The organism is Stenotrophomonas sp. DDT-1 (assembly GCF_001580555.1).
GTDB lineage: Bacteria > Pseudomonadota > Gammaproteobacteria > Xanthomonadales > Xanthomonadaceae > Stenotrophomonas > Stenotrophomonas sepilia.
Map to the genome: position 1 here is coordinate 68,182 of NZ_LEKR01000012.1, position 12,132 is coordinate 80,313.

Consider the following 12,132-nt stretch of genomic DNA (forward strand, 5'->3'; position numbering starts at 1 on the left):
GTTGTGGGCGCCGGAGTCCTCTCCGGCAGGCAGCCACAGGCATGGGGGTCTCGACAGGTCCTGGTCGGGCCCAGACTTTAGCAGAGCCGCATGGCGGCGTTGGCTGCTCAGCCCAGGTATTCGTCCTTCAGCCGCACGTAGTGGTCGGCCGAGTAGTGCAGCGACTCGATCTCCTTGTCGCTCAGCGTGCGGGCCGGGCGGGCCGGATTGCCCACCCACAGCTCGCCTTCGCCGACCACCTTGCCCGGGCCGACCACCGCACCGGCGCCGACGAAGCCATGGCGCTCGACGCGCGCACCGTCGAGGATGCAGGCGCCCATGCCGATCAGGCTGTAGTCGCCGATCGTGCAGGCATGGATGATGCAGCCGTGGCCGACGGTCACGCCTTCGCCGATCAGGGTCGGGTAGCCGGCCTTGTTGTAGGGGCTGTGGTGGCTGACGTGGATGATGGTGCCATCCTGCACGTTGGTGCGCGCGCCGATGCGCACGTGATTGACATCACCGCGGATGACCGTGCCCGGCCACACCGATACGTCCTCGGCCAGCTCCACGTCACCGATGACGGTGCAGGCCGGATCGATGTACACGCGCTCGCCAAGGACGGGCATCTTGTCGCGGAAGGGGCGCAGCGGGTTCATCGGTGTCTCCGGAAATCAGGACGTTCGCGACGATGATACCCGTGTGGTAGTGCCGGCCGCTGGCTGGCAACGTCAATGGGCGTACCTGGAATTCTGGGGTTGCCGGCCAGCGGCCGGCACGACCGGAAGCAGCTGCGGCTCTTCATGCCGGCGCGTGCTTGGCCAGCACCTGCCGGAACAGCTCATCCAGCCACGCCGCATCACCGTGTCCAACGGGCAGCTGTGGCGCCTGCGCAGTCCGGGTGGCCAGCTCACGATCGATGAAATCGCTGATCGCCGCGATGCGTGGTCCGGCATTGACCTCGGCACTGGCGCGTTTCACTACCAGCAGGGCATCGATGGCTTCACGCACCGGGCCATGCGGCAGCAGTCGATCCAGCAGATCCTCGAAGGCCATCGGCGGAGGTGTCTGCTCGTGCTCGATCCACTGGCAGGCCAGCAGTGGGCGCAGCACGTACAGGTACTTCTTGGTGCGTACCATCTCGCCACGCAGGTACCCGCGATGGTTCGAGCGCGCCATGCTGAAGTAGTGCCACCACGTGCCCAGCGGCGAATAGAAGGACTTTGCGGCCTCCCACAGCTGCGCCACGGCGGCGTCGTCCTGCCGGTACACGATCGGCGAACGCAGCCATTCGATCAGTGTCGGATTGGATTTTGAGACCAGCCGCAGTGCCTTGCGCAGGTCCCAGCCGCTGACGTCGAGCTCATCGTCGATCGGCAGTTCGATCACATCGCGCTGCGCTTCGCCGGGACCGGTGCTCTCGTTGACGCTGAGATACCACGGCTGGCGATGCACGTAGATGAAGCGTGCGTCGTAGTCGCTGTCCGGCGAAGAGAAGCCCCAGCCACGGCTGCCGGATTCGCAGGCCAGCAGCACACGCACATTGTGGCGCTGTTCGATGTCGGCGAGGCTGGAAAGAATGGCGGCGCGCTTGTCCGGCGCGATCGGGTGGATGTCGTCCATGCAGTTGTGTTCTTAATGTCGAGCGTTCTCGACTGTAGCGCAGGTCTGCATCGCTGCGCTCGCCGGGCATGGCCCGGCGCTACCAGAGGGTGACGTTCGTCGACGAGGCATGACGGGGTAGCGCCGGGCCAAGCCCGGCGAACGCGATCACGGTTCGTAGCTGTAGCCCATGCCATACACCGAACGGATCGGTTCGCCTTCCATGCCGGCGTCGGCCAGCTTGCGGCGCAGGTTGCGCACGTGGCTGTCGACGGTGCGGTCGACCACCACGCGATGGTCCAGATAGAGGCGGTCTAGCAGCTCGTCGCGCGCCCAGATCCGGCCCGGCGTGGCCAGCAGCGTGCGCAGCAGGCGGTATTCGACCGGGGTCAGGTCCAGGCCCTTGCCGTTCCAGGTGGCGCGGGCTGCCGGTTCGTCGATATGCAGCCCGCTGTTGGCCCGCGCAGCGGGGTCCGGGCGGTAGCGACGCAGCACCGCCATCACCCGTGCGACCACTTCGCGCGGACTGAACGGCTTGCAGATGTAGTCGTCGGCACCGATTTCCAGGCCCAGCAGGCGGTCGATCTCTTCCACCCGTGCGGTGACCATGATCACCGGCACATCGCTGCTGGCGCGCAGTTCGCGGCACAGGTCCACGCCATCGCGCTGCGGCAGCATCAGGTCCAGCAGCACCAGGTCGGGCTGGTAGCGCGCGAATGCGTCGATCACCTGGCCGCCATCGTCCACCCATTCGCTGGTCATCCCGGCGGCGGCCAGGTAGTCGCGCAGCACCGAGGCCAGGCGTGGCTCATCCTCGACGATCAGGATCTTCGCAGACGCGGCGGGGGACGGGCTCATGCAGGCTCCGGCAGGGTAATGACCACGCGCAGCCCGCCCAGCGGCGAGGGCTCGGCGTGGATGAGGCCGTGGTGGGCGAGGACGATGTTGTGGCTGATGGCCAGGCCCAGCCCGCTGCCGCCGCTGGCCCGGTTGCGCGAGCTCTCCACCCGGTAGAAGCGCTCGAACAGCAGCGCGCACTTGTCGGCCGGCACGCCTGGCGCGGTGTCTTCCACGATCAGCTGCACGCCGGCAGGCACGCGCGCTGCCTGCACGCGTACGCGGCCCCCGGCGTGGGTGTAGCGCAATGCGTTCTCCAGCAGGTTGGCCAGCACCTGCTGCAGGCGCCGTTCGTCACCGGATACCTGCAGCGGTGTGGCGGGCAGGTCCTCCTCCAGTGCCAGCCCCGCCGTTGAGAAGCGCACGCGCATGCCATTGAGCTCGCTGCGCAGCAGCGCCGCCAGGTCCAGCGGCGCGAAGCGGTAGGCCAGGCCGCCGGACTGGGTCATCGACAGGTCGTGCAGGTCGTCGATCAACTTGCCCAGTTGGCGGATCTCGCCCTGCAGGGCACCGAGGTTGGCGCGGTCCAACGGGCGGATGCCGTCCTCGATGGCTTCCAGTTCGGCACGAACCACCGCCAGCGGCGTGCGCAGTTCGTGCGAGATGTCGGCGATGAAGGCACGGCGGTTGCGCTCGGTGTCGTCCAGCGCCTGCGCCATCCGGTTGAAGTCGTTGACCAGTGCATCCAGCTCGTCATCGCTGGTGCGCTCGATGCGGGTGGCGTAGTCGCCAGCGGCGAGCCGGTGGGTGGCCGCCGCCAGTTTTGCAAGGCGCTGGCGCAGCGCGCGCGATACCAGCCAGGCCAGCAGTACCGTCACCAGCAGCAGCGCGATGCCGATCACCCACCACGCACGCATCTGGGTGTTGTAGAAGTTCAGGTCGTTGGTGGCGATGACGGTCTGGAACGGCACCATGCCCAGCCAGCCGACCGTGTGCCCGTCCACCTGCACGGCGTGCGGCTCGTCGTCGCTGGTGGCGTCCGGGTTGCCGGCTACGAACCGATGCTGTGCATCGAACAGGCCCAGGCGGGAGGGAACGCCGGTCTGGTCGGACAGCGGTGGCACGGGTCCCTCGTGCCCATGGGCCAGGTCCGGGCGCAGCAGCCGCGCCCAGCGGTCACTGTCGCCGCGCAGATGCTCCCAGCCGCCGTGCGCGCTGTACTCGCGCTGCAGGTGCGGCATCACCCGCTGCATGCGCAGATCGCCCTGGTCATTGAGGTAGTCCAGGAAGCCGGTCTGGAACGCCACGCGGCTGGCAATGCCGTTCACTGCCAGCACCAGCAGGCAGGCGGTGAAGATCGCGAGGAAGGTCTTCGCGGTCAGGCCGAATTTGAGTCGAATCTTCGCCATCGCCGGGCCATTAGCGGCGCATGCAGCGCCGAAAGCAAGCGCCCGCTGAGCCGGTCGCACAATCTCCATATTCTCTGCACAGTTCCACGGCAGCGTGCACGGGTCAACGCAAGGCCCCCACGCCCCCCATGTCACTCCTGCGCCCGCTGTCCCGTTCTCCCCGTCCGCTGTTGCTGCCCCTGCTGCTGGCCCTTGCGGCCTGCTCGGCGGGCAGGTCCGAGGCCCCGGCCATCCCTGAAGTGGGCGTCATCACTGCCAGCGCACAGCCGCTGGCGCTGCAGCAGATCCTGCCCGGTCGCGCCGTACCGTTCGAGGTGTCCGAGGTGCGCCCGCAGATCGGCGGCCTGGTCCGCCAGCGGTTGTTCACCGAAGGCCAGCAGGTCAGCGCCGGCCAGGTGCTGTACCAGATCGACCCGGCGCCGTACCAGGCCGCCTTCGATACCGCGCGTGGCCAGCTGGCGCAGGCCGAGGCCACTGTGTTGTCGGCGCAGCCGAAGGCCGAGCGCACCCGCACGCTGCTGGGCATGGATGCAGCAAGCAAGCAGGACGCCGACGATGCCACCTCGGCGCTGAAGCAGGCACAGGCGAACGTGATCGCCGCGCGCGCCGCATTGCAGGCCGCGCGCATCAACCTTGACTACACCCGGGTGACTGCACCGATCGCGGGCCGCATCGGCACCTCCAGCGTTACCGCCGGCGCGCTGGTTACCGCCGGCCAGGACGCGGCGCTGGCGACCATCCAGCGGTTGGACCCGGTGTACCTGGATGTCACCCAGTCCAGCACGCAGATGCTGGCGCTGCGCAGGCAGCTCGATGCCGGCCTGGTGAAAGCCATCGACGGCAAGGCACAGGTGAAGGTGCTGCTGGAGGACGGCAGCACGTATGCGCATGAAGGCACCCTGGAGTTCGTCGGCAGCGCAGTCGACCCGGGCACCGGCAACGTGGTGCTGCGCGCGGTCATTCCGAACCCGGAGGGCCTGCTGCTGCCGGGCATGTACCTGAAGGCGGTGCTGCCGATGGCCACCGATGCGCGCGCCCTGCTGGTGCCGCAGAAGGCGGTGCTGCGCAATGAACGTGGCGAGCCGTTGCTGCGCCTGCTCGACGCCAAGGATCATGTGGTCGAGCGCCGGGTCAGCACCGGCCAGGTAGTGGGCAACCAGTGGCAGATCACGCAGGGCCTGAAGGCCGGCGAGCGGGTGATCGTCAGCAACGGCAGCGCGGTAGCGCCTGGCCAGCAGGTGCAGGCGGTGGCGGCCACCACCGCGCAGCTGGCCGCAATGCCGGCGATCGACCCGAATGGCAACACCGACGAAACGTCGCACTGAGGCCTGCCACACATGGTTCGTTTCTTCATCGACCGGCCGATCTTCGCCTGGGTGATCGCCATCGCGGTCAGCCTGCTCGGCCTGCTCGCGATCCTGATCCTGCCGGTGGACCGCTATCCGCAGATCGCCCCACCCACCATCACCATCCGCGCCACCTACACCGGTGCCTCGTCGCAGACCGTGGAAAACGCGGTCACCCAGGTCATCGAGCAGTCCCAGCAGAGCCTGGACCACCTGATGTACATGACCTCCACCAGCGCCTCCGATGGCTCGGCGCAGGTCAACCTGGTGTTTGCCACCGGCACCAATCCGGACACCGCGCAGGTGCAGGTGCAGAACCAGCTGCAGGCGGCGATGGCGACGCTGCCGCAGGCGGTGCAACAGAACGGCCTGACCATCACCAAGTCCAGTGGTTCGATCTTCGAGGTGCTGTCGTTCACCAGCGAGGACGGCAGCATGGACAACTTCGATGTCGCCAACCTCATGGAAGCGCGCATCGACGACCAGATCAGCCGCGTCAGCGGTGTCGGCAACATCCAGCCGATCGGCCAGGAATACGCCATGCGCATCTGGCTGGACCCGGAGAAGATGCGCCAGTACGCGCTGATGCCGTCGGACATCGAGACCGCACTGCAGGCGCAGAACACCGACGTCTCGGCCGGTGAGCTGGGTGGCCAGCCGGCACTGAAGGGCCAGCAGCTGGACGCCACGGTCACCGCACGCAGCCGCCTGCACACGCCCGAGCAGTTCGCGCAGGTGGTGCTCAAGGCCGATGCCAATGGCAGCGTGGTGCACCTGGGTGACGTGGCGAAGATCGGCCTGGGCCCGGAAAGCTACGACAGCATCAGCACCTTCAACGGCAAGCCGTCTGCATCGCTGGGTATCGAACTCAATGCCGGTGCTAACGCCATCGCCGTGTCCAAGGCCATCGAGACCCGCCTGCAGCAGTTGCAGAAGTACTGGCCGCACGGCTACAGCTACCACGTGGCGTTCACCACCACGCCATTTGTGACCATTTCGCTGAAGGAAGTGGTGATCACCCTGATCGAGGCGGTCATCCTGGTGGTGCTGGTGATGTACCTGTTCCTGCAGAACTGGCGCGCCACCCTGATCCCGACCATCGCGGTGCCGGTGGTGCTGCTGGGTACGTTCGGCGTGTTGGCGGCATTTGGCTATTCGATCAACACGCTGACCATGTTCGCACTGGTGCTGGCCATCGGCCTGCTGGTGGACGATGCCATCGTGGTGGTGGAGAACGTGGAACGGGTGATGACCTTCGAAGGGCTGGCGCCGAAGCCGGCCACGCTGAAGGCGATGGGCCAGATCACCGGCGCGCTGGTGGGCATCGTGCTGGTGCTGACCGCGGTGTTCCTGCCGATGGCGTTCTTCAGCGGTGTCACCGGCGTGATCTATCGCCAGTTCTCGGTGACGATCGCCGCCGCGATGGTCCTGTCGGTGCTGGTGGCGATGACCATCACCCCGGCGCTGTGCGGCAGCATCCTGCACCCGATTCCCAAGGGCGGCCATCCGCATGGCGACCACGGCGGCGAGCCGAGCCTGCTGGGCAAGTTCTTCATCTGGTTCAACCACCGTTTCGAGCGCACGTCCAACGGCCTGCGTCGCCGGGTGGATGGCTTCCTTGGCCGGCGCACGCTGGGCGTACTGTTCTACCTGGCGCTGAGCGTGGCCACCGGCCTGCTGCTGTGGCACCTGCCCGGCGCGTTCCTGCCCGACGAGGACCAGGGCATGCTCAACGCGCTGGTGAAGCTGCCGGCCGGTGCCACCCTGGAGCAGACCCGCGCGGTGATGGATCGCCTGAGTGCCGCTGCGGTGAAGGACGACGGCGTGCTGTCGATCCAGGCCACCGCCGGTTTCAGTGTCACCGGCAGCGGCCAGAACGTCGGCCAGGCCTTCATCCGCCTGAAGGACTGGGATGACCGCAAGGATGACGCCGACACCATTGCCGCGCGGTTGACCGCGGCCATGGCCAGCGTGCCCGATGCGCAGGTGTTCATCACCTCACCACCGGCCATCCTTGGCCTGGGCGATGCGGGCGGTTTCACCCTGGAACTGCAGGACGAAGGCGGCGCCGGCCATGCCGCCGCCGTGGCCGCGCGCAACACGCTGCTGAAGGAGGCCGCCAGGGATCCGAAGCTGGTCAACGTGCGCTACGCCAGCCTGGAAGACGCGCCGGTGTATGCAGTGAAGGTGGACGACGCCAAGGCGCAGGCGATGGGCGTGAATCCGCAGGACATCAATGACACCTTGAATGCGGCCTTGGGTGGCGACTTCGTCAACAACTTCATCTACAAGGGCCGCATCAAGAAGGTGTTCATCCAGGGCACGGCCGAAGCGCGCATGCAGCCGCAGGACATCGAGCGCTGGAGCGTGCGCAACCAGGTTGGGCAGATGGTGCCGCTGTCGTCGCTGGTCAGCGCGCACTGGTCCAGCGCGCCGGCCGCGCTGCAACGCTACAACGGCATCTCGGCGATGGAGATCACCGGCCAGCCCGCGCCCGGCGTCAGTTCCGGCGAGGCGATGGCCGAGATCGCGCGCCTGGCCGACAAACTGCCGGAAGGCTTCAGCCATGCCTGGTCGGACATGGCCTACCAGGAACAGCTGTCGGGCAACCAGGCGCCAATGCTGTACGCCATCTCGCTGCTGTTCGTGTTCCTGTGCCTGGCCGCGCTGTATGAAAGCTGGGCGGTGCCGCTCGCGGTGATGCTGGCGGTGCCGGTGGGCGTGTTTGGTGCGGTGCTGATGATGAACCTGCGTGGCCTCAACAATGACGTGTACTTCCAGGTCGGCCTGCTGACCACGATTGGCCTGGCGGCCAAGAACGGCATCCTGATCGTCGAGTTCGCGCGCATCCTTGAACAGCAGGGCAGGAACACCCGCGAGGCGATCCTGCAGGCCGTCTATCTGCGCCTGCGGCCGATCGTGATGACCTCGCTGGCGTTCCTGATGGGCGTGCTGCCGCTGGTGTTCGCCACCGGCGCCGGTTCGGCCGCGCGCCGCTCGTTGGGTACCGGCGTGGCCGGCGGCACGGTCGCCTCGATGGTGCTGGGCATGTTCTTCGTGCCGTTGTTCTACCTGCTGGTGCGCCGCCTGTTCCCGGGCCGCGCGCCGGCCCACGCCGCGGCCCCGGAGGCAAGCCCATGAAGCCGATGCTGCTGCGCGCCCTGGCGGCCGCAATGATCACCACGGTGCTGGGTGGTTGCGTGAGCATGGCGCCGCATTACCAGCGGCCCGAGGCACCGGTGCCGGCACAATTCGGCAATGCCGCCACGGGCGAGGCCGAGCCAGCACTGGCGGTGCCAGCCTGGCGCGAAGTCTTCCTCGAGCCACGCCTGCAGCAGGTGATCGCGCTGGCGCTGCAGAACAACCGCGACCTGCGCGTGGCCATGCTGCAGGTGGAGAAGGAACGTGCGCAGTACCGCATCCAGCGCGCGGCGCTGCTGCCGTCGGTGGATGCCAGCGGCAGTGTCACCCGCTTGCGGGTGAGTGATGCCAACAGCGAGACCGGTGCCACCCAGGTGACTGAATCCGATGCCGTACAGGTGGGTATCAGCAGTTGGGAACTGGATCTGTTCGGACGCATCCGCAGCCTGAAGAACGAGGCCCTGCAGAACTGGCTGGCCAGCGCCGAGAACCAGCGCGCCGCGCGCACCAGCCTGGTGGCCGAAGTGGCCACGGCGTGGCTGGCGCTGGCAGCGGACGAGCAGTCACTGGCGTTCACCCGGCAGACCCTGGACAGCCAGCAGCAGACCCTGCAGCGCACCGAGGCCCGCCACGCCCAAGGCCTGGCCTCGGGCCTGGACCTGTCGCAGGTACAGACCAGCGTCGAAGCCGCGCGCGGTGCGCTGGCCAAGCTGCAGACGCAGCAGGCGCAGGATCGCGATGCATTGCAGTTGCTGGTGGGGGCGCCGCTGGATGCGGCCCTGCTGCCAACCGCGCAGGCGCTGGATGGCAGCGTGACACTGGCGCCGCTGCCGGCCAACCTGCCGTCCAGCGTGCTGCTGCAGCGCCCGGACGTGTTGTCCGCCGAACACGCACTACAGGCGGCCAATGCCGATATCGGTGCCGCGCGCGCCGCATTCTTCCCGACGCTGACCTTGACCGCCAACTACGGCCACAGCTCCACCGCGTTGTCGACGCTGTTCTCGGCCGGCACCCGTGGCTGGTCGTTCGCGCCCAGCGTCACCGCGCCGATCTTCCACGCCGGTGCGCTGAAGGCCTCGCTGGATGCCTCGAAGATCGGCAAGGACATCGGCATTGCGCAGTACGAGAAAGCGATCCAGCAGGCCTTCAGTGAAGTAGCCGATGCGCTGGCCACGCGCGATCACCTGGCCACGCAGATGGACGCACAGCGCGCGCTGGTGGCCGCCAGCCAGCGCAGCTACACGCTGGCCGATGCGCGTTACCGCACCGGGCTGGACGGCTATCTGCAGGCACTGGATGCGCAGCGCAGCCTGTTTGCCGCACAGCAGGACCTGATCGCGCTGCAGCAGCAGGAAGCGGGCAACCGGGTGACGTTGTTCAAGGTGCTGGGCGGCGGGGCCGACGCACGGTAGCGCGTTCGCCAAGGTGGGTGCATCTTCCGCTCCGGTGGGTGCCGACCTTGGTCGGCACACATGCACGGAGCATCGCTATCGGATGATTCGTGCCGGCCAAGGCCTGTACCCACCAGCAGCGGAAGGTCCCGCGTTACGCCACGCGGCCGCGGCGCGCGCGCTCCAGGTGCACCAGCAGCAGTGAGATCGCTGCCGGGGTCATGCCCGGGATACGCTGCGCCTGGCCGATGGTCTGCGGGCGCACCCGCTCCAGTTTCTGCAGTGCTTCGGCCGACAGCCCGCGCACGGTCGCGTAGTCGAACGCCTCGGCGATCGGCGTGGCCTCATGCCGCTGCTGGCGCTCGATCTCCTCGCGCTGGCGGTCCAGGTAGCCGGCGTACTTCACGCCGATCTCCACCTGCTCGGCCACCTTGGCGTCGGCCACGGCCGGCCCCAGCGATGGCACCTGCATCAGCTGCGCGTAATCCAGCTCGGGGCGCTTGATCAGGTCCAGCACGTTGGTCTCGCGGCTGACCGCCACGCCCAGCGTGTCCTGTACTTCGCGGCCCAGCGCATTGGCCGGGGTTGCCCACAGCGCGCCCAGGCGTGCGCGCTCGGCAGCAACAGCGGCCTGCTTGGTCTCGAACGCACCCCAGCGACGATCATCCACCAGGCCCATCTCGCGGCCGGTCGGGGTCAGGCGCTGGTCAGCATTGTCCTCGCGCAGCTGCAGCCGGTACTCGGCGCGGCTGGTGAACATGCGGTACGGCTCGTTGGTGCCGTGGGTGATCAGGTCATCCACCAGCACGCCCAGGTAGGCCTCGTCGCGGCGCGGGCACCAACCGTCCAGCCCACGCACCTGGCGTGCGGCGTTGAGGCCGGCCAGCAGGCCCTGCGCGGCGGCCTCCTCATAGCCGGTGGTGCCGTTGATCTGGCCGGCGAAGAACAGGCCGTTGACCAGCTTGGTCTCCAGCGAAGCCTTCAGCCCGCGCGGATCGAAGAAGTCGTACTCGATGGCGTAGCCCGGGCGGGTGATGTGCGCGTTCTCGAAGCCACGGATGCTGCGCACCATCTCCAGCTGCACGTCGAACGGCAGCGAGGTGGAAATGCCGTTGGGGTAGATCTCGACGATGCCCAGGCCTTCGGGTTCGACGAAGATCTGGTGGCTGGCCTTTTCGGCGAAGCGCACCACCTTGTCTTCGATGGACGGGCAGTAGCGCGGGCCGATGCCTTCGATCTGGCCGCTGTACAGCGGCGAGCGGTGCAGCGCGTCGCGGATGATCTGGTGGGTCTGCTCGGTGGTGTGGGTGATCCAGCAGCTGACCTGCTGCGGATGCTCGTCCACCGAGCCGAGGAAGGACATCACCGGCCGCGGCGAATCACCCGGCTGCTCGTCCATCACGCTGTAGTCCAGCGAGCGGCCATCGATGCGCGGCGGCGTGCCGGTCTTCAGGCGGTCGACCTGGAACGGACGCTCGCGCAGGCGCGCCGCCAGCGTGGTGGCCGGCGGGTCGCCCATGCGGCCGGCGGCGTACTGGGTCGGGCCGACATGGATCTTGCCGGCCAGGAAGGTGCCGGCGGTCAGCACCACGGCCCCGGCGTCGAAGCGCAGGCCGGTCTGGGTAATGACGCCGCGCACGGCGTCGCCTTCAATGACCAGGTCATCGACGGCGGCCTGGAACACGGTCAGGTTGGCCTGGCCTTCGACGATGGCGCGGATCGCCATGCGATACAGGTTGCGGTCGGCCTGGCAGCGGGTGGCGCGTACGGCCGGGCCCTTGGAGGCGTTGAGCGTGCGCCACTGGATGCCGGCGCGGTCGGCGGCATGCGCCATCGCACCGCCCAGGGCGTCGATTTCCTTGACCAGATGGCCCTTGCCGATGCCGCCGATGGCCGGGTTGCAGCTCATCGCGCCCACTGTTTCGATGTTGTGGGTCAGCAGCAGGGTGCGCACGCCGGTACGGGCCGCGGCCAGCGCGGCTTCGGTGCCGGCGTGGCCACCGCCGATGACGATGACGTCGTAACGATGGAAGGACGGGTTCATGGGGCTGTTCAGCTGGGGGGCGGGCGCGGCCGGGGCGGCACCGGGGTGGCGATTTTAGCGCCATTCGGGGCTGGGACGTCGGCGCCGGCCGGCTCCCGTCGAAATCAGCCCTAAAGTTGGCAGGATTTTTGCAGATAACCCAATAGCACCCACCGTGGCTGGCGCCGCAGGCGCCCGTGACCGGAATTGGAACAGGGGCCGGTACAGGCGCACGGTGGGGGAGCAGGGGGCCGGCAGTCGGGGGACTGCCCGGCCCTGTTTTTTTCTGGAGGCTATCGGGAGAGCTCCATCCACGCATGGCGTGGATCTACTGATGACGGGCCTTGGGTAGATCCACGCCATGCGTGGATGCCGTGGCGGCGGCACCAGAACAACGTGCCCCA

The 12,132-nt window shown here is 67.9% G+C and carries 8 protein-coding genes; 3 read left to right on the forward strand and 5 right to left on the reverse strand.

The annotated features are described in order from the left end of the window. Positions 1-107: 107 nt before the first annotated feature. The 4 genes from AB839_RS08590 to baeS form a co-directional block, all read right to left on the reverse strand. Entirely contained in the window at positions 108-638 is a 531-nt protein-coding gene (locus AB839_RS08590) for a gamma carbonic anhydrase family protein (protein WP_061479018.1), read from the reverse strand. Positions 639-780: 142 nt separating this feature from the next. Then, positions 781-1,602: a nucleotidyltransferase domain-containing protein gene (locus tag AB839_RS08595; RefSeq protein ID WP_061479019.1), complete on the reverse strand. Its 822-nt coding sequence runs from the start codon at positions 1,600-1,602 to the stop codon at positions 781-783. A 147-nt stretch (positions 1,603-1,749) separates the two neighbouring features. Further along, a complete protein-coding gene (locus AB839_RS08600; protein ID WP_061479020.1) occupies positions 1,750-2,439 on the reverse strand; it encodes a response regulator in 690 nt (229 codons plus the stop codon). After that, positions 2,436-3,827 carry a sensor histidine kinase efflux regulator BaeS gene (gene baeS, locus AB839_RS08605; RefSeq protein ID WP_061479021.1) on the reverse strand — a complete coding sequence of 464 codons (1,392 nt, stop codon included), beginning with the start codon at positions 3,825-3,827 and terminating at the stop codon, positions 2,436-2,438. The genes AB839_RS08600 and baeS overlap by 4 nt, the downstream gene beginning before the upstream one ends. 128 nt (positions 3,828-3,955) lie before the next feature. Here baeS and smeA point away from each other — a divergent pair, with 128 nt between their 5' ends. Genes smeA through smeC form a run of 3 tightly spaced genes read left to right on the forward strand, consistent with a single transcriptional unit; the run spans position 3,956 to position 9,726 of the window. Further along, positions 3,956-5,152 (forward strand): multidrug efflux RND transporter periplasmic adaptor subunit SmeA, encoded by a 1,197-nt coding sequence (smeA, locus tag AB839_RS08610; protein WP_061479022.1) that lies wholly within the window; start codon positions 3,956-3,958, stop codon positions 5,150-5,152. A 12-nt stretch (positions 5,153-5,164) separates the two neighbouring features. Next, positions 5,165-8,314 carry a multidrug efflux RND transporter permease subunit SmeB gene (gene smeB / locus AB839_RS08615; RefSeq protein ID WP_061479023.1) on the forward strand — a complete coding sequence of 1,050 codons (3,150 nt, stop codon included), beginning with the start codon at positions 5,165-5,167 and terminating at the stop codon, positions 8,312-8,314. Beyond that, a complete protein-coding gene (smeC, locus tag AB839_RS08620) occupies positions 8,311-9,726 on the forward strand; it encodes a multidrug efflux transporter outer membrane subunit SmeC (protein WP_061479024.1) in 1,416 nt (471 codons plus the stop codon). Before smeB ends, smeC begins: the two co-directional genes overlap by 4 nt. A 133-nt stretch (positions 9,727-9,859) precedes the next feature. Here the strand turns inward: smeC and mnmG are convergent, their stop codons facing one another. Next, the gene (gene mnmG / locus AB839_RS08625) at positions 9,860-11,749 is read right to left on the reverse strand and encodes a tRNA uridine-5-carboxymethylaminomethyl(34) synthesis enzyme MnmG (RefSeq protein WP_049439460.1); all 1,890 of its coding nucleotides are present in this window, start codon (positions 11,747-11,749) and stop codon (positions 9,860-9,862) included. Positions 11,750-12,132: the final 383 nt, after the last annotated feature.

What these genes read in the sequence shown, in the direction of transcription:
- AB839_RS08590 (WP_061479018.1), bottom strand. Translation starts at nt 638, where the DNA reads ATGAACCCGCTGCGCCCCTTCCGCGACAAGATGCCCGTCCTTGGCGAG.
- AB839_RS08595 (WP_061479019.1), bottom strand. Translation starts at nt 1,602, where the DNA reads ATGGACGACATCCACCCGATCGCGCCGGACAAGCGCGCCGCCATTCTT.
- AB839_RS08600 (WP_061479020.1), bottom strand. Translation starts at nt 2,439, where the DNA reads ATGAGCCCGTCCCCCGCCGCGTCTGCGAAGATCCTGATCGTCGAGGAT.
- baeS (WP_061479021.1), bottom strand. Translation starts at nt 3,827, where the DNA reads ATGGCGAAGATTCGACTCAAATTCGGCCTGACCGCGAAGACCTTCCTC.
- smeA (WP_061479022.1), top strand. Translation starts at nt 3,956, where the DNA reads ATGTCACTCCTGCGCCCGCTGTCCCGTTCTCCCCGTCCGCTGTTGCTG.
- smeB (WP_061479023.1), top strand. Translation starts at nt 5,165, where the DNA reads ATGGTTCGTTTCTTCATCGACCGGCCGATCTTCGCCTGGGTGATCGCC.
- smeC (WP_061479024.1), top strand. Translation starts at nt 8,311, where the DNA reads ATGAAGCCGATGCTGCTGCGCGCCCTGGCGGCCGCAATGATCACCACG.
- mnmG (WP_049439460.1), bottom strand. Translation starts at nt 11,749, where the DNA reads ATGAACCCGTCCTTCCATCGTTACGACGTCATCGTCATCGGCGGTGGC.